17 protein-coding genes are annotated in these 23,956 nt (G+C 73.3%); 13 read left to right on the top strand and 4 right to left on the bottom strand.

What is annotated here, in order from left to right:
- Positions 1-86 precede the first annotated feature (86 nt).
- Both ACIGFK_RS12395 and ACIGFK_RS12390 read left to right on the top strand, forming a co-directional pair.
- On the top strand, positions 87-551 hold the full coding sequence (locus ACIGFK_RS12395; RefSeq protein ID WP_376655720.1) for a hypothetical protein: 465 nt from the start codon (positions 87-89) through the stop codon (positions 549-551).
- An 82-nt stretch (positions 552-633) separates the two neighbouring features.
- Positions 634-2,436 (top strand): chitinase, encoded by a 1,803-nt coding sequence (locus tag ACIGFK_RS12390; protein WP_400051731.1) that lies wholly within the window; start codon positions 634-636, stop codon positions 2,434-2,436.
- Here ACIGFK_RS12390 and ACIGFK_RS12385 read toward each other — a convergent pair.
- On the bottom strand, positions 2,393-2,923 hold the full coding sequence (locus ACIGFK_RS12385) for a phosphatase PAP2 family protein (protein ID WP_376655721.1): 531 nt from the start codon (positions 2,921-2,923) through the stop codon (positions 2,393-2,395). The genes ACIGFK_RS12390 and ACIGFK_RS12385 overlap by 44 nt on opposite strands.
- 400 nt (positions 2,924-3,323) lie before the next feature.
- Complete coding sequence (gabT, locus tag ACIGFK_RS12380; RefSeq protein ID WP_386464844.1) at positions 3,324-4,670, bottom strand: 4-aminobutyrate--2-oxoglutarate transaminase; 1,347 nt, start codon at positions 4,668-4,670, stop codon at positions 3,324-3,326.
- Positions 4,671-4,905: 235 nt separating this feature from the next.
- Here gabT and ACIGFK_RS12375 point away from each other — a divergent pair, with 235 nt between their 5' ends.
- The 11 genes from ACIGFK_RS12375 to ACIGFK_RS12325 all read left to right on the top strand — a co-directional run bounded on the left by ACIGFK_RS12375 (position 4,906) and on the right by ACIGFK_RS12325 (position 21,557).
- A complete protein-coding gene (locus tag ACIGFK_RS12375; RefSeq protein WP_386464847.1) occupies positions 4,906-7,278 on the top strand; it encodes an ATP/GTP-binding protein in 2,373 nt (790 codons plus the stop codon).
- A gap of 163 nt (positions 7,279-7,441) precedes the next feature.
- The gene (locus ACIGFK_RS12370; protein WP_376655724.1) at positions 7,442-9,022 is read left to right on the top strand and encodes a PucR family transcriptional regulator; all 1,581 of its coding nucleotides are present in this window, start codon (positions 7,442-7,444) and stop codon (positions 9,020-9,022) included.
- Between the two features lie 266 nt (positions 9,023-9,288).
- Positions 9,289-10,734: an aldehyde dehydrogenase family protein gene (locus ACIGFK_RS12365; RefSeq protein ID WP_376655725.1), complete on the top strand. Its 1,446-nt coding sequence runs from the start codon at positions 9,289-9,291 to the stop codon at positions 10,732-10,734.
- Between the two features lie 177 nt (positions 10,735-10,911).
- Positions 10,912-12,864: an acyl-CoA dehydrogenase family protein gene (locus ACIGFK_RS12360; protein WP_376655726.1), complete on the top strand. Its 1,953-nt coding sequence runs from the start codon at positions 10,912-10,914 to the stop codon at positions 12,862-12,864.
- 75 nt (positions 12,865-12,939) lie between these two features.
- Positions 12,940-14,280 (top strand): hypothetical protein, encoded by a 1,341-nt coding sequence (locus ACIGFK_RS12355; RefSeq protein ID WP_386464852.1) that lies wholly within the window; start codon positions 12,940-12,942, stop codon positions 14,278-14,280.
- Between the two features lie 20 nt (positions 14,281-14,300).
- Positions 14,301-15,554 carry a 1-deoxy-D-xylulose-5-phosphate reductoisomerase gene (dxr, locus tag ACIGFK_RS12350; protein ID WP_376655728.1) on the top strand — a complete coding sequence of 418 codons (1,254 nt, stop codon included), beginning with the start codon at positions 14,301-14,303 and terminating at the stop codon, positions 15,552-15,554.
- Complete coding sequence (locus ACIGFK_RS12345) at positions 15,551-16,852, top strand: RIP metalloprotease (RefSeq protein ID WP_376655729.1); 1,302 nt, start codon at positions 15,551-15,553, stop codon at positions 16,850-16,852. The genes dxr and ACIGFK_RS12345 overlap by 4 nt, the downstream gene beginning before the upstream one ends.
- Before the next feature lie 176 nt (positions 16,853-17,028).
- On the top strand, positions 17,029-18,186 hold the full coding sequence (ispG, locus tag ACIGFK_RS12340; RefSeq protein WP_376655730.1) for a flavodoxin-dependent (E)-4-hydroxy-3-methylbut-2-enyl-diphosphate synthase: 1,158 nt from the start codon (positions 17,029-17,031) through the stop codon (positions 18,184-18,186).
- A gap of 162 nt (positions 18,187-18,348) precedes the next feature.
- Positions 18,349-19,191 carry a GNAT family N-acetyltransferase gene (locus tag ACIGFK_RS12335; RefSeq protein ID WP_376655738.1) on the top strand — a complete coding sequence of 281 codons (843 nt, stop codon included), beginning with the start codon at positions 18,349-18,351 and terminating at the stop codon, positions 19,189-19,191.
- A gap of 65 nt (positions 19,192-19,256) precedes the next feature.
- Positions 19,257-19,799, top strand: a complete 543-nt coding sequence (locus ACIGFK_RS12330; protein ID WP_376655731.1) for a GNAT family N-acetyltransferase — start codon at positions 19,257-19,259, stop codon at positions 19,797-19,799.
- Between the two features lie 51 nt (positions 19,800-19,850).
- The gene (locus tag ACIGFK_RS12325; RefSeq protein WP_386464856.1) at positions 19,851-21,557 is read left to right on the top strand and encodes a proline--tRNA ligase; all 1,707 of its coding nucleotides are present in this window, start codon (positions 19,851-19,853) and stop codon (positions 21,555-21,557) included.
- Between the two features lie 286 nt (positions 21,558-21,843).
- On the opposite strand, the gene ACIGFK_RS12320 is transcribed toward ACIGFK_RS12325, so the two are convergent.
- Both ACIGFK_RS12320 and ACIGFK_RS12315 read right to left on the bottom strand, forming a co-directional pair.
- Positions 21,844-22,965 carry a slipin family protein gene (locus ACIGFK_RS12320; RefSeq protein WP_400051453.1) on the bottom strand — a complete coding sequence of 374 codons (1,122 nt, stop codon included), beginning with the start codon at positions 22,963-22,965 and terminating at the stop codon, positions 21,844-21,846.
- A gap of 79 nt (positions 22,966-23,044) precedes the next feature.
- Positions 23,045-23,947: an aminoglycoside phosphotransferase family protein gene (locus ACIGFK_RS12315; RefSeq protein WP_376662122.1), complete on the bottom strand. Its 903-nt coding sequence runs from the start codon at positions 23,945-23,947 to the stop codon at positions 23,045-23,047.
- Positions 23,948-23,956: the final 9 nt, after the last annotated feature.

The raw sequence follows: 23,956 nt of genomic DNA, 5'->3' as shown, positions 1-23,956 counted from the left end.
CGGGGTGCCCGAACCCGCGTCATAGTCGCGCCCGGCCCCGCTCTCCCCAGGTGAGGACCTCACCAACAGGGAACGGAGGCCGGGCGATGACCATCCCGGAGACCAAGACGGCGGTGGAATGGCTGGTATCGGCGGCGCCCGATCCGGAGGCGTGCCGGTTCGAGTGGGAGCGCAACCCCCTCGGGGTGGCGCTGCTGCCCGCGGGCCGGCGCTGGGACGTGCTGATCCTGCCCGGTGAGCTGGGGCGGCCCACCCTGGACGTACTGAAGATGCTCCTCGACCGGCCCGGCCCGGTGCTCGCCGATTTCGGCGACGCGCGGCTGGGCTTCTTCGTGCCCCCGGGCACCGCGTCCCGCTGGCTCGGCACGGGCGTACGGGGAGCGGGGCGCGGGACCTGGATCGTGGTCCCGTATCCCGGCCGGGCCACCGGCGGGGTGCGCTGGCTGGTGCTCCCGGACGGCACGGGAACCCTCACCGACCCGGCGGTACTGGAGCTCGCCCTGCACGAGGCGGCCGCGCGCGTGCTGGCGGAGAGGAGCCGGAACCCTTGACAAGGGCATTGGTCTGGACCATCTTGGGCGCCGCTGACCCCCTCCATCCCCCCACGCCCCGGAGGCAGTTGTGCGCAGAGCCATGTCCTTCACCGCCGCCGTCGCACTCGCGGTGGCCGGCTTCCTCGCCGCGGGCCCGCCCGCGGCGGCGGCCGACGCCGACCTGGTCCTGGGCGGCGGCTTCGAGACCGGCCTCGACGGCTGGAGCTGCTCGGCGGGCAGCGGAGCCGTCGTCACCACCCCCGTCCACGGCGGGAGTTCGGCCCTCCGGGCCACCCCGGCGGGCCAGGACAACGCCCGCTGCTCCCAGACCGTCACCGTCGAGCCCGACTCGGCGTACACGCTGACCGCCTGGGTGCAGGGCGCGTACGTCTACCTCGGCGCGAGCGGCACCGGCACCACCGACGTGTCCACCTGGACGCAGAGCGCGGGCGTCTGGAAGCAGCTGACGACGAGCTTCCGCACCGGCCCGTCGACCACCTCCGTGACGGTCTACACGCACGGCTGGTACGGCCAGCCCGCCCACTTCACCGACGACCTCACCCTCGTCGGACCCGCCCCGGGCGGCCCGGGCCGCCCCCAGCCGCCGGCCGTCCCCACCGGCCTCTCCGCCTCCGCCACCTCCTCGAGCGCGATCTCCCTGTCCTGGACGGCGGTGCCCGGGGCCACCTCGTACACGGTCTACCGGGACGGCGCCGCGCCCCTCTCCGTCACCGCCCCCTCGGCGACGGTCACCGGCCTCGCGGCCTCCACCACGTACACCTTCCGGGTCGGCGCGGTGAACGCGGCCGGCGAGTCCGCCAGGAGCGCCCCCGTCTCCGCGACCACCACGAGCGGCGGAGGCGGGGGCGGCGGCGGCCTCCCCGCGCACGTGCTCGTCGGCTACCTGCACGCGAGCTTCGCCAACGGCTCCGGCTACGTCCGGATGGCCGACGTACCCGACTCCTGGGACGTCATCGACCTCGCCTTCGGCGAGCCGACCTCGGTGACCTCCGGCGACATCCGCTTCCGCCTCTGCCCCGTCACCGAATGCCCGAACGCGGAGTCGGAGGCCGAGTTCAAGGCGGCCGTCAAGGCCAAGCAGGCGGCGGGCAAGAAGGTGCTGATCTCGATCGGCGGCCAGAACGGCCAGGTCCAGCTCGGGACCACGGGAGCCCGCGACACCTTCGTCTCCTCCGTCGGGAAGATCATCGACGAGTACGGCCTCGACGGCCTCGACATCGACTTCGAGGGCCATTCGCTCTCCCTGGCCGCCGGAGACACCGACTTCAGGGCCCCCACCACCCCCGGAATCGTCAACCTGATCTCGGCCGTGAAGACCCTGAAGGCCAGGTACGGCCCCGGCTTCGTCCTGACCATGGCCCCCGAGACCTTCTTCGTCCAGCTGGGCCACCAGTACTACGGCTCGGGCCCCTGGGGCGGCCAGGACCCGCGGGCCGGCGCCTACCTGCCGGTCATCCACGCCCTGCGCGACGACCTCACCCTGCTGCACGTCCAGGACTACAACTCGGGCCCGGTCATGGGCCTCGACAACCAGTACCACTCCATGGGCGGCGCCGACTTCCACATCGCCATGACCGACATGCTGCTCACCGGCTTCCCGGTGGCCGGCAACAGCGCCCGGGTGTTCCCGCCGCTGCGCCCGGACCAGATCGCCATCGGCCTGCCGGCCACGCCCAACGCCGGCAACGGCCACACCCCGCCCGCCGAGGTGAACAAGGCCCTGGACTGCCTGACCAGGAAGACGAACTGCGGCGGCTACCAGACCCACGGCACCTGGCCCGCCCTGCGCGGCCTGATGACCTGGTCGGTCAACTGGGACCGATTCGGGGGCGGGGAGTTCAGCCGGAACTTCGACGCGTACTTCCCGGGCGCGGCGAGCTGACCCACCGCACCCCGAGCAGCAGGAGCGCGCACATCAGGAGGCTGGCCAGGACGTCCAGCGGCCAGTGCCAGCCCCGCACGACGAGACCGACGGCCGTCGCCCCCGTGAGCACGAGGGCGGCGGCCGTCGGCCACGCGCGGCGGGTGTGGGGGCGCAGCAGCACGGCCGCCCCGACGTAGGCGACGGCGGCGGTGGCGGTGTGGCCGGAGGGGTAGTAGCCCGCGGCCCAGGGCTCCAGGGGACCGGGCCGGGCGGTCCACTCCTTCAGCGGGACGACCAGGGCCGGGACCAGGGCCATCGCCAGGCCCGCGGCGCACGCGGCGCGGTACCGGCCGCGCCGGGCCGCGTAGACCATGGCCACGACGAGGACGGGCACGGCGACCGGGATGTTGCCGAGGTCGGCGAGGCGCTCGGTGAGGGAGTCCGGGAGCGTGCGCACCAGGGCGCGGCTGAGCGCGTGGTCCGGGGTCAGGAGCGGGCCCGACACGAGGACTTGCCAGGTGATCAGGGCGAAGGGGCCGAGGAGGCCCGCGCACAGCGCGAGGAGAATGGCCGGCCGTCCCGGAACAGGGGGGGTGGTTCCGGGACGGCCGCCCGGATCGGGTTGCCGTACGCCCCGGGGGGTTTGGGGCGGACGGCTGTCCGATCGGCGAGGAGTGTGCGCGAACGCATGCCCAGTGCGGCGCTGGGGAAGCCCGGTACTGGTTTCGCCCCCGGTTTCCCGGGAGCGGGGTGTCTCACTCATCTGCAGAAACCGTACGGCAGCGGAAGGGGGACCGACAGCAGGAACGCGCTCTTGCCATCGGCCCCCCACACCTTCTTCACAGCGCCCGACCGTTACCGCGGGTACCGGCCGGGCGTTGCGATCGGACGTTCTAGACGTTCGATCAGATCTCCGTGCCGATGCCGGCGAACGCGGCCTCGATGAGGTCCAGGCCCTCGTTCAGCAGGTCCTCGCCGATCACGATCGGCGGGAGGAAGCGGAGCACGTTGCCGTAGGTGCCGCAGGTGAGGACGAGCAGGCCCTCGGCGTGGCAGGCCTTGGCGAGGGACGCGGCGGCCTCCGGGAAGGGGGTCTTGGAGACCGGGTCCTTCACGAGCTCGATCGCGATCATGGCGCCGCGGCCGCGGATGTCGCCGATGATCTCGTACTTCTCCTGCATGGCGGCCAGGCGGGACTTCATGATGGACTCGATGTTCTTCGCCGCGGCGTTGAGGTCGAGCTCCTTCATGGTCTCGATGGAGCCGAGCGCACCGGCGCACGCCACCGGGTTGCCGCCGTAGGTGCCGCCCAGGCCGCCCGCGTGGGCGGAGTCCATGATCTCGGCGCGGCCGGTCACGGCGGCGAGCGGCAGACCGCCCGCGATGCCCTTGGCGGTGGTGATCAGGTCGGGGACGATGCCCTCGTCCTCACACGCGAACCACTGGCCGGTGCGGCAGAAGCCGGACTGGATCTCGTCGGCGACGAAGACGATGCCGTTCTCGTTGGCGAACTTCACGATCGCCGGGAGGAAGCCCTTGGCCGGCTCGATGAAGCCGCCCTCGCCGAGGACCGGCTCGATGATGATCGCGGCGACGTTCTCGGCGCCGATCTGCTTGGTGATGTTGTCGATCGCCATGGCGGCGGCCTCGGGGCCGCAGTTCTCGGCGCCGGTGGGCCAGCGGTAGCCGTAGGCGACCGGGACGCGGTAGACCTCGGGGGCGAACGGCCCGAAGCCCTGCTTGTACGGCATGTTCTTCGCGGTCAGCGCCATCGTGAGGTTCGTACGGCCGTGGTAGCCGTGGTCGAAGACGACGACGGCCTGGCGCTTGGTGTACGCACGGGCGATCTTGACGGCGTTCTCGACGGCCTCGGCGCCGGAGTTGAACAGCGCCGACTTCTTGGCGTGGGTGCCCGGGGTCAGCTCGGCCAGCGCCTCGCAGACCTCGACGTAGCCCTCGTACGGGGTGACCATGAAGCAGGTGTGCGTGAAGTCGGCGAGCTGCGCGGAGGCGCGGCGCACGACGGCCTCGGCGGAGGCGCCGACGGAGGTCACGGCGATGCCGGAGCCGAAGTCGATCAGGCGGTTGCCGTCGACGTCCTCGATGATGCCGCCGCCCGCGCGGGCCGTGAAGACGGGGAGCACGGAGCCCACGCCGCCGGCCACCGTCTCCAGGCGGCGGGCCTGCAGCTCCTGCGACTTGGGGCCGGGGATCGCGGTGACGAGCTTGCGCTCCTGCGGGACAGCGGTCATAGGGAGCTCCCTGGGATGATTTCGGACGCACTTGTGTCTTTGTCCGCAGGCTAGGCCCGGGGGCGGGGGTCCTGCATGCTCCGTTCGGGAGTGGTGCCCGCGTGTCCTTGTCCGTGACGGCCATAGGAGGGACGTACGGCGTGTCTTGTGGATCATGACCGGGTACGGGCCGAAGGTGCGGGCCGGGCACTAGATTGAGCGGCGCAGCACCGGAACTGGCAGGGGGCAGGGGTTCATGGACACCGAGGGCACGCACGAGGCGAACACGACGCGCCCGAGCCGCATCCCGAAACCGTCTGCACCCCCCACCCCTCCGCCGAAGCCGCGCCATGCCCCCGGAGGGCGACCGGCCCTCGCCGACTGGCTGCGCACGGCCCGCCCCACCGCCGAGCCGGGTGTCTGGCGCTACGCCCACACCCCCCGCGCCGCAGTGGAACCCGCGCGCACCCCCGACCGGGCGCTCGCGAGCGGGGCCGTCATCTCCTTCCTGGCGTGCGTCCTCGTCTGGTCCCTCATGCGGAACGGCTACATCCCGTTCTGGGACGTGCCGCTGAAGCTCTTCACGCCCAACAGCTGGTGGGCCGGCAACGGCGAGCCCCTCGCACGGACCGGCGGCGTCCGCGCCAAGCCGATCTACGAGCTGCTCTTCGACGCGGCACTGCTCTACGGGTTCGGCCGGCTGGGGAACTGGGGTGTGGCCTGGAGCCGCCTCGCGGAAGCGCGCGGGCCCTGGATCCAGCCCCTGGCGGCCGTGCCCCTCGCCTACGTCACCCTGCTGCTCGTCCACAACTACCAACTGCCGCTCCGGCAGCTGGCGGAGGGATTCCTGACCTTCGACGGCACCCCGGAGGCCAACCACGAGCTCATGACCACCACGAGGAACGTGATCGACGTGCTCCTCGTCCTCGCCTTCGCCTGGATCGGAGGCGGAGGGCGGTGGCTGCGACGCCTCCTGCCCGGATCGCGCCCGGCCGCCTCCGCGGACGGCGTCGCCCGCCGGCAGCCGCCGGCCGGTGCCGCTCCGGCCGCTCCGGCCGGCGACCCCGTGCTGTGGCCGCAGGTGCGGGCGGCCGGACTCGGGGACATTGCCGACCGGTTGGAGACCGGCATCGTCGACGGGGGGATGAACGACGTGGACTACGCCCGGATCCGGCGGGCCTGGGAGTCGGTCCAGGCGGACCCCAGCCGGCTGCGGGCCTTCGCCGAGGCCGTGCGGGACAAGGGCGCCGCCGCCTGTGCGCACCCCTCCGGGGCGCGGGACCTGCCCGTCAGGGCGGCCCGGCACGATCTGCTGGTCCGCCAGGTACGGCTCGGCACCGTCGAGGACGAGCCGCGCAACCCCTACGCCCGCCGCGGCACCGGCCTCGCCCTCGACCCCGGAGTGCTCGGTACCTCGCTCCTCGCCGTCGGGCCCTCCGGGGCCGGGAAGACGGGGCGCCTCGTGCGGCCCGTCGTCGAGTCGCTCGCCCTGCAGGCGCTCGCCGGGCAGGCGGCCGTCGTCGCCGTCGGGGCGGCCGGGGCGCAGCTCGGGCCCGACGCGGCGTACGACGTCGTGGTCCGCGTCGGCGACCCCGGGTCCGTCTACGACCTCGACCTCTACGGCGGCACCACCGACCCCGACGAGGCCGCCACCCTGCTCGCCGAGGGCTTCGTCGGAGACGTCCCCGGCATCGACGTGCGCCGCGCCGCGACCGCCCTCGCACAGCTCCTCGGGCCGTTCCGGACGGCGTACGGGCGCTTCCCCGCCGTGCCCGAGCTGCGCGAGCTGCTCGACCAGGTGCAGCCGGCCCTCGCCGGGCTGCGGCGCGCCCTGGAGGACGCCGGCGCGCACGCCATGCTCCGCGAACTCGACGCGCGGGAGCGGCAGTACGGGGCCCACGGCGACCCCGGCCCGGCCCTCGCCGACCGGGTGGCCCTGCTGGACCGGCCCGCCTTCGCGGGCTTCTTCGACACCACCGGCCAGGGCAGGCCCTTCTCGCTGCGCGCCCTGGAGCACCCGATCCGGGTCCGGGTGGACCTGCCCGAGCGCGCGCACGCCGACGCCTCCCGGATGCTGGCCCGGCTGCTGCTCGCCCAGTTCAACGCCGCCGCGGCGGCCCGCACCGACCGCTCCCTCTTCGCCTTCCTCGCGCTCGACGACGCCTCCCACACCCTGACCCCGGAGACCGTGCGCGGCGTACAGCGGCTGCGCTCGGCGAACGCCGGGGTGCTGCTGACCCTGCGCACGCTGGACGACGTACCTGAGGCCCTGCGCACCCCGCTGCTCGGGGCGGTCGGCTGCCGGATGGCCTTCTCCGGGGTCACCACCTGGGACGGCAAGCGCTTCGCCGAGGCCTGGGGCACCGAGTGGGTCGAGACCCGCGACGTCACCCACCGCACCGTCTTCGCCGACCAGCCGCTGACCCGGGCCATCCACGCCTTCCGCAAGCTCGTCACCGGCAAGGCCGTCACCACGGACGCGGTGACCGTGCGGCAGGTGGAGCGCGAGCGCTGGTCCGCATCCGACCTCGCGCACGCCGTGCCCCCGGGCTCGGCCGTGCTGTCCCTGACCTCGGTGCGCGGGGAGCGGGCGGCGCCGCTGCTGGTGCGGCTGGCCGGATCGGCCTGAACCGCGCCCGGACCCGTACGGGGTGGCAGAATCGAGGGGAGCCGTTCATACGGCACGGCGAAAAGCCCGTGCGGTCGTTCTGGTGGCCTGTAGGCCTCCGCTCCGCCCTTCCCCGTCGGCCCGTCCCTCCGTCGCCCCTCCCCGCTAAGGCCCCTGGTAACCGATGCCGCTCACCCTCGCCTCACTCGTCCAGCACTCGGCGCTCAAACTCGGCGTCCGGGCGGGGCAGAGCCGCCTCGACACCCCCGTGCGCTGGGCCCACGTCAGCGAGCTGGCCGACCCCGTCCCCTACATGGAGGGCGGGGAGCTGCTGCTGATCACCGCGATGAAGCTGGACGCGGAGGACCCCGAGGAGATGCTCCGCTACGTACGGCGCCTCGCCGCGGCCGGCGTCGTCGGCATCGGCTTCGCCATCGGGGTCAACTACGAGGCGATCCCCGAGGCCCTGGTCGAGGCCGCGCGGGCCGAGGAGATGCCGCTGCTGGAGGTGCCGCGCAAGACCCCCTTCCTCGCGATCAGCAAGGCCGTGTCCGCGGCCCTCGCGGCGGACCAGTACCGGGCCGTCACCGCCGGCTTCGAGGCGCAGCGGGAACTCACGCGGGCCGCGCTGTCCGCCGACGGCCCCGCCGAACTGCTCGGCAGGCTGGCGGCGCACGTACAGGGCTGGGCCGCGCTCTACGACACCTCGGGCGCCGTCGTCGCCGCGGCCCCCGACTGGGCCGCCCGCCGCGCCGCCCGGCTGACCCCCGACGTGGAGCGGCTGCGGGACCGGCCCGCGCCCGCCAGCGCGGTGGTCGGCGGCGCGGAGGACCGGGTCGAGCTCCAGTCGCTCGGCACCGGGCGCCGGCCGCGCGGCGCGCTGGCCGTCGGCACCGCCGCCCCGCTGGGAACGGCCGAGCGGTACGCCGTGCACTCCGCCGTCGCCCTGCTCACCCTCACCACCGAGCGCTCCCGCTCCCTGCACGACGCCGAGTCCCGGCTGGGCGCGGCGGTGCTGCGGATGCTGCTGGCGGGGGAGGCGGAGCACGCCCGCGCCGTGGCCGGGGACCTGTACGGGGCCCTCCTGGAGGCGCCCTTCCGGCTGATCGTGGCCGAACCGGCGCTCCCCGGCACGGCCCAGCCGGAGGGCCTGGCCCTGCTGACCGACGCGGTGGAGTCGGCGGCCGCCCGTACCGGCGAGGCGCTGCTGGTGGTGCCCGAGCCGGGCCGGCTCGTGGTGCTGGCCTCCGACGCGGGCTCGGCCGTACAGGCGTGCACGGACCATGCGGAGGCGCTGGAGGCCAGGCGCGGCCGGGACGCGAGCGGGCCGGAGCCCGACGAACTGGTGGTCGGGCTGTCCGCGCCGGCCGGACCCGGCACCGTGGCGGCCGCCCTGAAACAGGCCGACCAGGCCCTCGCGGTGGCCCGCAGGCGCGGCCGGCCGATGGTCGAGCACGAGGACATGGCGGCGGGCTCGGTCCTGCCGCTGCTCGCCGACGACGCCGTACGGGCCTTCGCCGAGGGGACGCTGCGCGCCCTGCGGGAGCACGACGCGACGGGCCGCGGCGACCTGGTGGCCTCCCTGCAGGCGTGGCTCTCCCGGCACGGCCAGTGGGACGCGGCCGCCGCCGACCTCGGCGTCCACCGGCACACCCTGCGCTACCGGATGAAGCGCGTCGAGGAGATCCTCGGCCGCTCCCTGGAGGATCCGGACGTACGCATGGAACTGTGGCTCGCCCTCAAGGCCAGTTCGACCCCGTCGTAGGTACCGGTGAGAGCGCCGGGCGCGGCGCCGTTGCCGGGGGCGCTGCCCCCGGACCCCCGCTCCTCAAACGCCGGAGGGGCTGGATCTGCCTCCGGCGGCGCTCGCGCGTCGGCGGGCCCGGCACGGCGGGGTGGCTGCCGGACACTGACAAACCGGCGCGCCCCCGACACGAGGTACTACACCCCGGATAAACGCCGAATCCCCGACGGAGTCCTACGGTGGAGGGGACAAGGACCCACCGCACACTCCGAAGGGCCGGGATTCGCATGACTTCCACCCACGCCTTCTGGCTCGCCGGCCGCCAGGCCACCGGCGAGGACAGCTTCGACGTCCACTCCCCGTGGGACGGACGCCTCGTCGGCACCGTCAGCGTGCCCACCGACGCGCAGGTCGAAGAGGCCGTGGCCGCGGCGCACGCCGTGACGGCGGAGTTCTCCGCGACCCCCGCCCACGTACGCGCCGCCGCCCTGGACCACGTGTCCAAGCGGCTCGTCGAGCGCACCGAGGAGATCGCCCAGCTGATCTCCGCCGAGAACGGCAAGCCCATCAAGTGGGCCCGCGGTGAGGTCGGCCGTGCGGTGTCCGTGTTCCGCTTCGCCGCCGAAGAGGCGCGCCGCTTCAACGGCGGAGAGGCCCAGCGCCTCGACACCGACGCCGGCGGCGTCGGCCGTCTCGCCCTGACCCGCCGCTTCGTCAAGGGTCCGGTCCTCGGCATCGCGCCGTTCAACTTCCCGCTGAACCTGTGCGCCCACAAGGTGGCCCCCGCCATCGCCGTCGGCGCGCCGATCATCCTCAAGCCCGCCCCGGCCACGCCGCTCTCCGGCCTGATCCTGGGTGAGCTGCTCGCCGAGACCGACCTCCCGGCCGGTTCCTGGTCGGTCCTGCCGGTCGCGAACGACAAGATGCCGGCCCTGGTGAAGGACGAGCGCCTGCCCGTCATCTCCTTCACCGGTTCCGACACCGTCGGTTACGCCATCCAGCAGTCGGTGCCCCACAAGCACTGCACGCTGGAGCTCGGCGGCAACGCCGCGGCCGTCGTCCTGGACGACTGGTCCTCCGAGGCGGACCTCGACTGGGCCGCGACCCGTATCGCGACCTTCTCGAACTACCAGGCCGGCCAGTCCTGCATCTCCGTGCAGCGCGTGATCGCCGACGCCTCCGTCTACGACCGCCTCGTGGAGAAGGTCGTCGCGAAGGTCCAGGCGCAGGTCACCGGCGACCCGAACGACGACGCCACCGACGTCGGCCCCCTGGTCTCCGAGGACGCCGCCAAGCGTGTCGAGTCCTGGGTCGACGAGGCCGTGTCCGCGGGCGCCAAGCTCCTGACCGGCGGCAAGCGCGAGGGTGCCTCGTTCGAGCCCACCGTCCTCGCCCACGTCCCGGACGGCGTCAAGCTCGCCACCGAAGAGGTCTTCGGCCCGGTCCTGACCCTGCTGAAGGTCGAGAACACCGACGAGGCCTTCGCCGCCGTCAACGACTCGAAGTTCGGCCTGCAGACCGGGGTCTTCACCCGCAACGTCCAGACCGCGTTCCGCGCCCACCGCGAGCTCGAGGTCGGCGGTGTGATCGTCGGCGACGCGCCGTCCTACCGCGCCGACCAGATGCCGTACGGCGGCGTCAAGCAGTCCGGTGTGGGCCGCGAGGGCGTCCGCTACGCGATGGACGACTACACGTACGAGCGGGTCCTGGTCCTGACCGGCCTCGACATCTGATCTCGTACGGCCACTGAGCCGACGGCCGGAGCCTACTGTGCGGGGGCTCCGGCCGTCTCCTTTTCATCCACCCGGCCCAGCCGGGATTTTCCCCGCGCCGTGAAACGGGTACGTCTGACAGGTAGTACCGGCCGGTAGGCCGGTTCCACCGACTCCCGCGGCGAGGTGAGCCCGCTCATGTCCGCAACACAGCCCGCACGTCCCGTAACGCCCAAGGTGACCGAGCGCGAGGCACGGCAGGTCGCGGAAGCGGCCCGGGAACAGGACTGGCGCAAGCCCAGCTTCGCCAAGGAGCTCTTCCTGGGGCGGTTCCGCCTCGACCTGATCCATCCCCACCCGCTCCCCGCCGACGAGGACGTCCGGCGCGGCGAGGCCTTCCTGGCCCGGCTGAGGGAATTCTGCGAGACCTCCGTCGACGGGGCGCGCATCGAACGCGAGGCGAAGATCCCCGACGAGACCGTGCGCGGGCTCAAGGAGCTCGGCGCGCTCGGCATGAAGATCGACCCCAAGTACGGCGGCCTCGGCCTGACCCAGGTGTACTACAACAAGGCCCTCGCCCTCGTCGGATCCGTCAGCCCCGCCATCGGCGCCCTGCTCTCCGCGCACCAGTCGATCGGCGTGCCCCAGCCGCTGAAGATGTTCGGCACGCAGGCCCAGAAGGACGCCTACCTGCCGCGCTGCGCCACCACCGCCATCAGCGCCTTCCTGCTCACCGAACCCGACGTCGGCTCCGACCCGGCCCGGCTGGCCACCACGGCCGTCCCCGACGGGGACGACGCGTACGTCCTCGACGGCGTGAAGCTGTGGACCACCAACGGGGTCGTCGCGGACCTCCTCGTCGTGATGGCCCGGGTGCCGAAGAGCGAGAACCACCGCGGCGGGATCACCGCCTTCGTCGTCGAGGCCGACTCGCCCGGCATCACCGTCGAACACCGCAACGCCTTCATGGGCCTGCGCGGCCTGGAGAACGGCGTCACCCGCTTCCACCGGGTACGGGTCCCCGCCGACCAGCGCATCGGAGCCGAGGGCGCCGGCCTCAAGATCGCCCTGACCACCCTGAACACCGGCCGGCTCTCGCTGCCGGCCATGTGCGTCGGCGCCGGCAAGTGGTGCCTGAAGATCGCCCGCGAGTGGGCCGGCGTACGCGAGCAGTGGGGCCGCCCGGTCGCCGAGCACGAGGCCGTCGGCGCCAAGATCTCCTTCATCGCCGCCACCACCTTCGCCCTGGAAGCGGTCGTCGACCTCGCCTCCCAGATGGCGGACGAGGACCGCAACGACATCCGCATCGAGGCCGCCCTCGCCAAGCTCTACGGGTCCGAGATGGCCTGCCTGATGGCCGACGAGCTCGTCCAGATCCGCGGCGGCCGCGGCTTCGAGACCGCCGAATCCCTGGCCGCCCGCGGAGAGCGGGCCGTCCCGGCCGAACAGATGCTCCGCGACCTGCGGATCAACCGGATCTTCGAGGGCTCGACGGAGATCATGCACCTGCTGATCGCCCGCGAGGCCGTCGACGCCCACCTGTCGGTCGCGGGCGACCTCATCGACCCGGAGAAGGCGCTCGGCGACAAGGCGAAGGCGGGCGCCCGCGCCGCCGGGTTCTACGCCCGCTGGCTGCCCAAGCTCGCCACCGGCGCCGGCCAGGTCCCCGGCACCTACCGCGCCTTCCACCCCGCCGGCCACCCCGACCTCTCCACCCACCTGCGCTACGTCGAACGCGGAGCCCGCAAGCTCGCCCGCTCCACCTTCTACGCGATGTCCCGCTGGCAGGGCCGGATGGAGACCAAACAGGGCTTCCTCGGCCGCGTCGTCGACATCGGCGCCGAACTCTTCGCGATGAGCGCGGCCTGCGTCCGCGCCGAACACCTGCGCGCCACCGGGGACCACGGCCGCGAGGCCTACCAGCTCGCCGACGCCTTCTGCGAGCAGTCCCGGCTCCGCATCGAGGAACTCTTCGGGCGCCTGTGGTCCAACACCGACGACCTCGACCGCAAGGTCGTCGCGGGCGTCCTCACCGGCACCTACGCCTGGCTCGAAGAAGGGATCATCGACCCCTCCGGCGACGGCCCCTGGATCGCGGACGCCGCCCCCGGCCCCTCCACCCACCCGAACGTCCACCGCCCCATCCGCTGACCCCGGCCCCGTCGGCTGAGATCATCTCCGCACGCGGAAAGGCGTACAGGAGCGGCGACGGGGAATCGGATGCATGTGGACGTCGACAGACAGAGCAGGCGGCTGGCCTGGTGCGTGGCGCTGCTCCTGCGCCACGCACCGGACACCGTCGCGGCGGACCTGCTCGGCCGCCTCGACGCGCCCACCCGCCGCTACCTGAGCCGCGACGAACACCTCCCGGCTCCCGTCGTCACGCTCCTGCTGCGCGACGGCACCGACGAGGACCGCCGCACCATCGCCCGCAACCCGCACGTGCGCGGCCGCCCGCTGCCCGGCCTGCCCGGCCCCGCGAGGTACGCACGCCGCCCCGGGCCCTCGCCGGACCTGCTCGCCACCCTCGGCGCCGAGCTGGGCCGCGAGCCCGGCCCCGACGCCCCGCCCCTGACGGGCGACGAGCTCCTCGCACTCCTGCGCCGCCACGGCAGCCACCGGCCGCGCATCCCCCTCCGGGTGCTGGCCCTGCCCCACGCACTCGACCCGGAGGCCCTGCTGCGCGAGCACGCCCGCGCCCCGCTGCCGCCCGGCTCCGTCGAGGCACTGCTGCTGGTCGCCGGGCTCGGCCGGCGGGAATGCCTCGCCCTGCTCGACACGCGCGCCCAGGCCTCCTACGGGCCCCACTGGCACCGCCCCGCCGTCCGCGCCGTGCGCACCGGCACCCTGACCTTCGACGAGCTCGCGCACTCCGTGGCCCCGGCCCACCGGGCCCTGCTGCTCGGCCAGGCCCACGCCATCGGCCGCTTCGCGTGGAACCTCGACGAGTGGGCGGGCATGCGCGCGGCCCTGCGGCGGGTGCTGCGCCCCGCGCTGGGCGACGACCCGCGGCTGTGGGCGGAGCTGCACCGGCACGCCCACGCCTTCCGCGGCACCCTCCCGGAGCTGGCCGCCGCGGTGGCGGCCGGGACCGCGCCGGCGCCCGCGGACCCGCCCGCGCCCGCCGTGCCCGGCCTCACCCGGGCCATCGACGCCCTGGCCCCCCGCTCCGTCCCGCCCGGCGACGATCCGCACCGCGAACTGGCCCTGGCCAGCCTCGCCGTCCCCAACGCCATGGGCGACCTCGGCGAGGACATCCGCTGGGTCCGCGCCTGCCTGGACGGCGGAGTGCTCACCGGCACCGACGTCATCCGGCACAAGGCCCCCGCGGCCTGGGCGCTGGACGAGGACCACTGGCTCGGGGACGTGGACCACCCCGACCGGCACGACCGCCCGCAGGCCGTGCTGGATGCCCGGGCCGAGGCCGACCGCCTCTTCGAGACGGCCCTGCGCCGGGACACCGGGGCCTGGTGGCGGGCCGCCCGCTCGCTCCCCGAGTTCGCCGGGACCCTGCCCGAGCTCCTGGCCGCCGTCGTCCAGGGGGACTCCGTGTCCAAGCCGGCGTGAGTTGCGGCAACAATGGGGGCATGAGCGACAGCCCAGCCCCCCTCGCCGACCCGCACCTCCTCTTCGACCCCGCGGCCGGCCGCCGGGACATCGTCATCCTCGGGTCCACCGGCTCCATCGGCACCCAGGCCATCGACCTGGCCCTGCGCAACCCCGACCGGTTCCGCGTGACCGCGCTGTCCGCCGCCGGCGGGCGGGTCGGACTGCTGGCCGAGCAGGCCCGGCAGCTGCGGGTCGAGAAGGTCGCCGTCGCCCGCGAGGACGTCGTACCGGCCCTCAAGGAGGCGCTGAACGCCCAGTACGGGGCCGGCGAGCCGCTGCCGGAGATCCTGGCCGGGCCCGACGCGGCGGCCGAGCTCGCCGCCTCCGAATGCCACACCGTCCTCAACGGCATCACCGGCTCCATCGGCCTCGCGCCCACCCTCGCCGCACTGCGGGCGGGCCGCACGCTGGCCCTCGCCAACAAGGAGTCGCTGATCGTCGGCGGCCCGCTGGTCAAGGCCCTCGCGAAGCCCGGTCAGATCATCCCGGTGGACTCCGAGCACGCGGCCCTCTTCCAGGCCCTCGCCGCCGGCACCCGGGCCGACGTGCGCAAGCTCGTGGTCACCGCCTCCGGCGGGCCCTTCCGCGGCCGCACCCGCGCCGAGCTGGCCGCCGTCACCGTCGAGGACGCACTGGCCCACCCCACGTGGGCGATGGGCCCGGTCATCACCGTCAACTCGGCGACGCTGGTCAACAAGGGGCTGGAGGTCATCGAGGCGCACCTGCTCTACGACATCCCCTTCGACCGCATCGAGGTCGTCGTCCACCCGCAGTCCTACGTCCACTCGATGGTGGAGTTCACGGACGGCTCCACCCTCGCCCAGGCCACCCCGCCGGACATGCGCGGTCCCATCGCGATCGGCCTCGGCTGGCCCCAGCGGATCCCGGACGCAGCCCCCGCCTTCGACTGGACCAAGGCGTCCACCTGGGAGTTCTTCCCGCTGGACACGGAAGCCTTCCCGTCGGTGGGCCTGGCCCGGCACGTCGGGACCCTCGGCGGCACCGCCCCCGCCGTGTTCAACGCGGCCAACGAGGAGTGCGTCGAGGCTTTCCTCGCCGGCCGGCTGCCGTTCACAGCAATCATGGATACGGTCTCTGCCGTGGTCACAGAGCACGGGACGCCGGCGTCGGGAACTTCCCTGACCGTCGAGGACGTCCTTGAAGCAGAGGCCTGGGCCAGGGCCCGGGCGCGGGAGATGGCGGCTCGGGCCGCCGCGGAGGCGCGCGCATGACAGTTCTGATGACGGTGCTCGGGATCGCGATCTTCGCGTTCGGCCTGCTGGTCTCCATCGCCTGGCACGAGCTGGGGCACCTCTCCACGGCCAAGCTGTTCGGCATCCGCGTGCCGCAGTACATGGTCGGCTTCGGCCCGACCGTCTGGTCGCGGAAGAAGGGCGAGACCGAGTACGGGATCAAGGCCATCCCGATGGGCGGCTACATCCGCATGATCGGGATGTTCCCGCCCGGCGAGGACGGCAAGGTGACCGCCCGGTCCACCTCGCCGTTCCGGTCGATGATCGAGGACGCGCGCTCGGCCGCGTACGAGGAGCTCCAGCCCGGGGACGAGAGCAGGCTCTTCTACACGCGCAAGCCGTGGAAGCGCGTGATCGTGATGTTCGCCGGCCCGTTCATGAACCTGGTCCTGGCCGTGGCGATCTTCGTCACCACCCTGATGACCTTCGGGCTGAACACGCAGACCACCTCGGTCGAGACCGTCTCCGACTGCGTCATCCAGCAGAGCGAGAAGCGCGACAAGTGCCTCCCGGGCGACCCCGCCGCCCCCGCCAAGGCGGCCGGCCTGAAGCCCGGCGACAAGATCGTCGCCTTCAACGGCCGCCCGGTCGACGACTGGTCCGCCCTGCAGAAGGACATCCGGGCCACCGTCGGCCCCGCCGCCCTCACGGTCGAGCGGGCCGGTCAGCGCGTGGAGCTCAAGGCGACCCTGATCGAGAACAAGGTCGCCAAGACGGACGGCAGCGGCAAGTACGTCAAGGACCAGTACGTCACCGCGGGCTTCCTCGGCTTCACCCCCGCCCCCGGCTACGTCCCGCAGTCCTTCGGCCAGTCCGTCGACCGCATGGGCGAGATGATGCAGGCCGGCGTGGAGTCGCTGGTCCAGCTGCCGGCCAAGGTCCCGGACCTGTGGAACGCGGCCTTCAACGGGGCCGAGCGCAAGCAGGACAGCCCGATGGGCGTCGTCGGCGCGGCCCGGGTCAGCGGGGAGATCTTCACCCTCGACATCCCCGCCCAGCACCAGCTCGTGTTCTTCCTGAACCTGCTGGCCGGCTTCAACCTCTCGCTGTTCCTGTTCAACATGCTGCCGCTGCTCCCGCTGGACGGCGGGCACATCGCGGGCGCCCTGTGGGAGTCGGTCCGGCGCCACCTGGCACGGGTCTTCCGGCGCCCCGACCCGGGCCCGTTCGACGTGGCCAAGCTGATGCCCGTCGCGTACGTGGTGGCCGGGGTGTTCATCTGCTTCACGCTGCTGGTGATGGTCGCCGACGTGGTGAACCCCATCAAGATCACCTAGCGGCCGGGGGCGGTACCCCACGCACAGGAGAGCCGGGCACGGATCGTGCCCGGCTCCCTACGTTCGGGTGGCGCACCCCCCTCGGATGCGAGGGGCGCGCGGGGATTGCCGTAATCTCGGAGGCTGGAGCCCGCCGAATTCGGGACCATGATCCACACCTTGGGGTTGCACAGCAGATGACTGCCATCTCTCTCGGAATGCCGGCCGTGCCGACGAAGCTTGCCGACCGCAGGGTCAGCCGCAAGATCCAGGTCGGTTCCGTGGCCGTCGGCGGCGACTCACAGATCTCGGTGCAGTCGATGACGACGACCCGCACCTCCGACATCGGCGCCACCCTCCAGCAGATCGCCGAGCTGACCGCCTCCGGCTGCGACATCGTCCGCGTGGCCTGCCCGACGCAGGACGACGCCGACGCACTCGCAGTGATCGCGAAGAAGTCGCAGATCCCGGTCATCGCCGACATCCACTTCCAGCCGAAGTACGTGTTCGCCGCGATCGACGCCGGCTGCGCCGCCGTCCGCGTGAACCCGGGCAACATCAAGCAGTTCGACGACAAGGTCAAGGAGATCGCGAAGGCCGCGAACGACGCGGGCACCCCGATCCGGATCGGCGTCAACGCGGGCTCCCTCGACGCCCGGCTGCTGAAGAAGTACGGCAAGGCCACCCCCGAGGCGCTGGTCGAGTCCGCGCTGTGGGAGGCCTCCCTCTTCGAGGAGCACGGCTTCGGCGACATCAAGATCTCGGTCAAGCACAACGACCCGGTCGTGATGGTCAACGCCTACCGCCAGCTCGCCGCCCAGTGCACCTACCCGCTGCACCTCGGCGTCACCGAGGCCGGCCCCGCCTTCCAGGGCACCATCAAGTCCGCCGTCGCCTTCGGTGCACTGCTCTCCGAGGGCATCGGCGACACCATCCGCGTCTCCCTCTCGGCCCCGCCGGTCGAGGAGGTCAAGGTCGGCATCCAGATCCTGGAGTCGCTGAACCTCAAGCCGCGCCGCCTGGAGATCGTCTCCTGCCCGTCCTGCGGCCGCGCCCAGGTCGACGTCTACAAGCTGGCGGAGGAGGTCACGGCGGGCCTCACCGGCATGGAGGTCCCGCTGCGCGTCGCCGTCATGGGCTGCGTCGTCAACGGCCCCGGCGAGGCCCGCGAGGCCGACCTCGGCGTCGCCTCCGGCAACGGCAAGGGCCAGATCTTCGTGAAGGGCGAGGTCATCAAGACCGTCCCCGAGTCGAAGATCGTGGAGACCCTCATCGAAGAGGCGATGAAGATCGCCGAGCAGATGGAGAAGGACGGCGTGATGAGCGGCGAGCCCACCGTCGCCATCGGCGTCTGATCCGGACCCCGCGCACGAGCCTCCCAAGGCCCCTGCCCCGGCCCCGTTCCCGCAGCTCGCGGGCGGGGCCGGGGCCTTTTCGTGACCCGTTGGACCGGGCATCCTCCGGCCCCGGCGGGTACAGTGCGGAGATCAGCAGACTTGTACCGTGAGGCCCCCGTGTTGACGCAGACCACGACAAGGGTCCTTGAACCCAGTGATCTCGACGCCGCGCTCGAAGTCCTCGGACGCGAGCCGGTCGAGAACGCCTTCGTCACCTCCCGGGTCCAGGTCGCCGGGCTCGACCCCTGGCGCCTGGGCGGCGAGATGTGGGGCTATTACGCCGACGGAGAGCTCCGCTCCCTCTGCTACGCGGGCGCCAACCTGGTCCCCGTCTGCGCCGGACCCGAAGCCGTACGCGCCTTCGCCGACCGGGCCCGCCGCACCGGCCGCCGCTGCTCCTCCATCGTCGGCCCCGCCGAGCCCACCCGGCTGCTGTGGCGGCTCCTGGAGCCGAGCTGGGGACCGGCCCGCGAGGTCCGCTCCCACCAGCCGCTCATGGTCATCGAGCACTCGTCCGCCACGGTCGCCCCCGACCCCCTGGTCCGCCGGATCCGCAAGGACGAGATGGACCTGATCATGCCCGCCTGCGTGGCCATGTTCACCGAGGAGGTCGGCATCTCCCCGATGGCCGGCGACGGCGGACTGCTCTACCAGGCCCGCGTCGCCGAGCTCGTCGGCACCGGCCGGTCCTTCGCCCGCGTCGAGGACGGCAAGGTCGTCTTCAAGGCGGAGATCGGCGCAGCCACCGCCAAGGCCTGCCAGATCCAGGGCGTGTGGGTGGACCCCGAATTCCGCGGCCGCGGGCACTCCGAGGCCGGCATGGCCGCCGTCGTCGACTACGCCCTGCGCGACGTCGCACCCGTGGTCAGCCTGTACGTGAACGACTTCAACACAGCGGCGCGGGCCGCCTACCGGCGCGTCGGCTTCCGCGAGGTCGGCGCGTTCATGAGCGTGCTCTTCTGAACGCCCCGGCCCCGAACGGGGCCTGGCATACCGGCACGCCGGTACCGCGCAGTAAGGTCAGCCGCATGCTGCCTTCCGGACTGAGCATCGGCCCCCTCGACCTCGCCGCCCGCGTGGACGAGGCCCTGCGCGTGCAGGCCGTCGCCTTCGGCCTCAGCGAGGAGGAGGTCGGCATCCGGCGCTACATCGTCCAGCGCCACATGACCTGCCCGGGAGCCCGCGCGCTCGGCGCGTTCACCGAGGACGGCGCACTCACCGGCTTCGTCTACGGGATGCCGAACGACCGCCGCCACTGGTGGTCCGGCATCGTCGAGCCCTACCTGCGGGCCGGCGGCCACGAAGCCTGGCTCGACGGCTCCTTCGTCATCACCGAACTGCACGTCCACCCCGGCTTCCAGGGCCACGGCGTCGGCCGCGAGCTGATCACCCGCATCACCGACAGCGCCGCCGAACCGCGGTCGATCCTCTCCGCCATCGACACGGAGAGCCCCGCCCGGGGCCTCTACCGGGCCCTCGGCTACCACGACCTCGCCCGCCAGGTCCTCTTCCCGAGCGCGAGCCTCCCGTACGCCGTGATGGGCGCCGAGCTGCCGCTGCGCAGGCCCTGAGACGGGAAAACGGGTTTCCGGGGCCCGCCCGCGCCCCGGTAGCCTCCGGACATGTCCACACACCACCGCACGCACCCCGTGCAGCGCATGTCCCGCCTCATGGCCAAGACCCTCCGCGAGGACCCGGCCGACGCCGAGACCCTCAGCCACCGGCTGCTGGTCCGCGCCGGCTACGTCCGGCGCAGCTCGGCCGGCGTGTGGACCTGGCTGCCGCTCGGCAAGCGGGTGCTGGACAACGTCTCGCGCGTCGTCCGCGAGGAGATGGACGCGATCGGCGCCCAGGAGGTGCTGCTCCCCGCGCTGCTGCCCAAGGAGCCCTACGAGGTCAGCGGGCGCTGGTCGGAGTACGGGGACCTGCTGTTCCGCCTCCGGGACCGCAAGGGCGCGGACTACCTGCTCGGCCCCACCCACGAGGAGATCTTCACCCTGGTGGTGAAGGACCAGTGCACCTCGTACAAGGACCTGCCGGTCATGCTCTACCAGATCCAGACCAAGTACCGGGACGAGGCGCGGCCCCGCTCCGGCGTGCTGCGCGGACGCGAGTTCCAGATGAAGGACTCGTACTCCTTCGACGTCTCCGACGAGGGCCTCGCGGAGTCCTACCGGCTGCACCGCGAGGCGTACGTCCGCATCTTCACCCGCCTCGGCCTGGACCACCGGATCGTGTCGGCGGTCTCCGGGGCGATGGGCGGCTCGGCGTCCGAGGAGTTCCTGGCCCCCGCGGCGGCCGGCGAGGACACCTTCGTGGACTGCCCCTCCTGCGCCTACGCGGCGAACACGGAGGCGGTCACCTTCGCCCTGACGCCCGTCGCCGGGGAGCACCCCGCGCCGGAGGACGTGGACACCCCCGACACCCCGACGATCGAGACGCTCGCGGCGCAGCTCGGGGTGCCCGCCTCGGCCACGCTGAAGAACCTCCTGGTCAAGGTCGACGGCGAGATCGTGGCCGTGGGCGTGCCGGGGGACCGTGAGGTGGACCTCGGCAAGCTGGGCGAACACCTGGCCCCGGCCGTCGTCGAGCTCGTCACCGCGGAGGACTTCGCCGACCGCCCCGACCTCGTACGCGGCTACGTGGGCCCGCAGGGCCTGGACAAGGTCCGCTACCTGGCCGACCCGCGGGTGGCCCCGGGCACCTCGTGGATCACCGGCGCCAACCGGGCCGGCACCCACACGCGGAACGTGGTCTGCGGCCGGGACTTCGAGGTCGACCAGTACCTCGACGTGGTCGTCGTCGAACCGGGCGACCCCTGCCCGAACTGCGGCGCCGGGCTGCGGCTCGACCGGGCCATCGAGATCGGCCACATCTTCCAGCTCGGCCGCAAGTACGCGGACGCGTTCGGCCTCGACGTCCTCGGGAAGGAGGGCAAGCCGGTCCGGGTCACCATGGGCTCGTACGGCATCGGCGTCTCCCGGGCGGTGGCGGCGCTGGCCGAGCAGTCGGCGGACGAGCGCGGACTGTGCTGGCCGGCGGAGGTGGCCCCGGCGGACGTCCACGTGGTGGCCGCGGGCAAGGCGGTCCAGCAGGAGCTGGCCTCCTCGGCGGCCGACGCCCTGGCGGAAGCCGGCCTGCGGGTCCTCCTGGACGACCGCGCGGGCCTGTCCCCGGGGGTGAAGCTCACCGACGCGGAGCTGATCGGCGTCCCGTGGATCCTGGTGGCGGGCCGCCGGTCCGCGGAGTCGGTGGTCGAACTCCAGAACCGCCGCACGGGCACCCGCGAGGAACTCCCCCTGCAGGAGGCCCTGTCCCGCCTGACGTGACCCTGGCGGCGGTGCGGTGCCGGTGCCGGTGCCGTGCGGCGGCTACCGGTGCGCCGTGCGGCGGTGCGCCGTGCGGCGGGGTGTGCAGGTGCCGGGTGCGCGGGTGCCGCTGCGCGGAGCCGTTTCCCCCACCCCGCCCCTTCCCGAAACCGGGGCTCCGCCCCGGACCCCGGTCCTCAAACGCCGGACGGGCTGGAATGACAGCCTCGCCGGCGTTTGAGGCGCGGGTCCGGGCGGAGCCCGGGGAACGGTGGAAGGGCGGGTAGAGGACCGCTCCGCGCAGCGGCTACTCCGGCGCCCCGTCCGCCTCCGACCGCGGCCGGACCGGCCCTCCGCCGTCCACCGGCGCAGACCCGTTCACGACATTGGGCGGCGCCGCAGCCTCCGGCCTCGGGGCGGGCGCCGCAGGGCCGGACCCCGCATGCGGGGCCGCGTCCTCCGGACCGGCAGACGGGGGCGCAGGCTCCAGGCCGGTGGGCGAGGCTGCGGGCTCCAGGCCGGTGGGCGAGGGGGCGGGCTTCAGGTCGGCGGGTGGCGGCGCGGGCTCCAGGCCGGCAGGTGGCGGCGCGGGCTCCGCGTCGGCAGGCGGGGGTGCGGGCTGCTGGCCCGTAGGCGGGGGTTCCGGGGTCGGGGCCGTGTCCGGCGGGGTCGGGGCCGCGCGTTCCAGGAAGCGGAGGAGCTCCACCGGGAACGGGAGGACCAGCGTGGAGTTCTTCTCCGCCGCCACCGCCACCACCGTCTGCAGCAGCCGCAACTGCAGCGCCGCCGGCTGGTCCGACATCACCCCCGCCGCCTCGGCGAGCTTGTGCGAGGCCTGGAGCTCCGCGTCCGCGTTGATCACCCGCGCCCGCCGCTCCCGGTCCGCCTCCGCCTGCCGGGCCATCGACCGCTTCATCGTCTCCGGCAGGGACACGTCCTTGATCTCGACCCGGTCGATCTGCACGCCCCAGCCCACCGCCGGGCTGTCGATCATCAGCTCCAGGCCCTGGTTGAGCATCTCCCGGTTGGAGAGCAGGTCGTCCAGGTCGGACTTGCCGATGATCGACCGCAGCGAGGTCTGCGCCATCTGCGAGACGGCGAAGCGGTAGTCCTCCACGGCCACGATCGCGTTCGCCGGGTCGACGACCTTGAAGTACACGACCGCGTCCACCCGGACCGTGACGTTGTCCCGGGTGATGCCCTCCTGCGCCGGCACGGGGAGGGTCACGATCTGCATGTTGACCTTCCGCATGCGGTCGATCACGGGGACGATCGCGGCGAAGCCGGGCGGCCGTATCTCGTCACGCAGTCGGCCGAAGCGGAAGACCACGCCCCGCTCGTACTGCTTCACCACGCGGGCCGCCGCGCCCATGTAGACCACGATGCCCACACCGGCGGCGATCGCCGCCGTCAGCAGCTGTTCGACCATGACGGCCCCCTGCTGTGCATGCCGCATGACGCATGCCGCGTGTCACATAACGGACATGCCTACCTATTCACGGTATGCCCTACAACCAGGCCGCGAACTCCAGCAGCTGCTCCGCGTCCCGGTGCCGCCCGGCGGCCAGCGCGCGGTTGCCCGACTCCACCGCCCGGAAGAGCGTCCAGCCGCGCAGCCGGTCCCGGTCCACCCCCAGGGCGTCCGCGAGCCGCTGCACGCGCCGGCGGGCGCCCGCCGCACCGGTCGAGGAGGCCACCTGATCCTCCAGCCGGTCCCGGGCCAGCCGCGCCAGGTCGTAGGCCCGCTCGCCGACCAGCGGCTCGGGGCCCACCGTCAGCCACGGCGCCCGGTCGCCCGCCAGGACCTTGCCCTGCCGGAAGTTCCCGTGCAGCAGCAGCTCCTCCGGCGGCAGGGCGACGAGCTCCTCGCGCATCGCCAGCGCGGCGTCGGCCAGTGCCCGGACCTCCGGCGGAGCCGCCCGCAGCGCCTCGGACTGCCGCTTCGTGCGCGCAGCCACCGACTCGAAGCCGTGCCCGGCCGGCGGGGCCACCCACAGCCTGCGCAGCGTGCCGCCGGCCTCCAGCAGCGCCTTCGCCTCGGGCAGCGACCGCAGCGAGACCTCCGCGTGCAGCCTCTCCAGCAGGAGCGCCCCGTCCTCCTCGTGGTAGCGCGTGTCGAGCACCCGTACGGCCCCGAAGCCGCCCCAGTGCGCCAGCGCGGCCAGCTCCAGGTCGGGGCGGGCGTACGGGGGCGCCATCTTCAGTGCGGCCGGGGTCCCGTCGGCGTACCGGACGAGGACGACCAGGCTGCTCCGGCCGCCCGGGGCCTGCACCCGCTGGGCCTGCACCCCGCGCCGGGACAGCGCGACCGCGGTGAGCCCGGGCAGCCGCGCCAGCCAGTCCGCGTCCTGGTCCGTCTGCGGCGTCTCGCCGAGCGCCCTCACAAGCCGCTGCGGCGGTTCGAAAGCCATGCGTGCGTG

It is taken from the genome of Streptomyces sp. NPDC085524 (assembly GCF_044541755.1).
GTDB lineage: Bacteria > Actinomycetota > Actinomycetes > Streptomycetales > Streptomycetaceae > Streptomyces.
The sequence above is the reverse complement of the archived record's forward strand: the minus strand, read 5'-3'. Positions and strand labels throughout refer to the sequence as shown.

Excerpts from the sequence above, each read along its gene's own strand:
- ACIGFK_RS12395 (WP_376655720.1), top strand. The coding sequence starts at position 87 with ATGACCATCCCGGAGACCAAGACGGCGGTGGAATGGCTGGTATCGGCG.
- ACIGFK_RS12390 (WP_400051731.1), top strand. The coding sequence starts at position 634 with ATGTCCTTCACCGCCGCCGTCGCACTCGCGGTGGCCGGCTTCCTCGCC.
- gabT (WP_386464844.1), bottom strand. The coding sequence starts at position 4,670 with ATGACCGCTGTCCCGCAGGAGCGCAAGCTCGTCACCGCGATCCCCGGC.
- ACIGFK_RS12375 (WP_386464847.1), top strand. The coding sequence starts at position 4,906 with ATGGACACCGAGGGCACGCACGAGGCGAACACGACGCGCCCGAGCCGC.
- ACIGFK_RS12370 (WP_376655724.1), top strand. The coding sequence starts at position 7,442 with ATGCCGCTCACCCTCGCCTCACTCGTCCAGCACTCGGCGCTCAAACTC.
- ACIGFK_RS12365 (WP_376655725.1), top strand. The coding sequence starts at position 9,289 with ATGACTTCCACCCACGCCTTCTGGCTCGCCGGCCGCCAGGCCACCGGC.
- ACIGFK_RS12360 (WP_376655726.1), top strand. The coding sequence starts at position 10,912 with ATGTCCGCAACACAGCCCGCACGTCCCGTAACGCCCAAGGTGACCGAG.
- dxr (WP_376655728.1), top strand. The coding sequence starts at position 14,301 with ATGAGCGACAGCCCAGCCCCCCTCGCCGACCCGCACCTCCTCTTCGAC.
- ACIGFK_RS12345 (WP_376655729.1), top strand. The coding sequence starts at position 15,551 with ATGACAGTTCTGATGACGGTGCTCGGGATCGCGATCTTCGCGTTCGGC.
- ispG (WP_376655730.1), top strand. The coding sequence starts at position 17,029 with ATGACTGCCATCTCTCTCGGAATGCCGGCCGTGCCGACGAAGCTTGCC.
- ACIGFK_RS12330 (WP_376655731.1), top strand. The coding sequence starts at position 19,257 with ATGCTGCCTTCCGGACTGAGCATCGGCCCCCTCGACCTCGCCGCCCGC.
- ACIGFK_RS12325 (WP_386464856.1), top strand. The coding sequence starts at position 19,851 with ATGTCCACACACCACCGCACGCACCCCGTGCAGCGCATGTCCCGCCTC.
- ACIGFK_RS12320 (WP_400051453.1), bottom strand. The coding sequence starts at position 22,965 with ATGGTCGAACAGCTGCTGACGGCGGCGATCGCCGCCGGTGTGGGCATC.
- ACIGFK_RS12315 (WP_376662122.1), bottom strand. The coding sequence starts at position 23,947 with ATGGCTTTCGAACCGCCGCAGCGGCTTGTGAGGGCGCTCGGCGAGACG.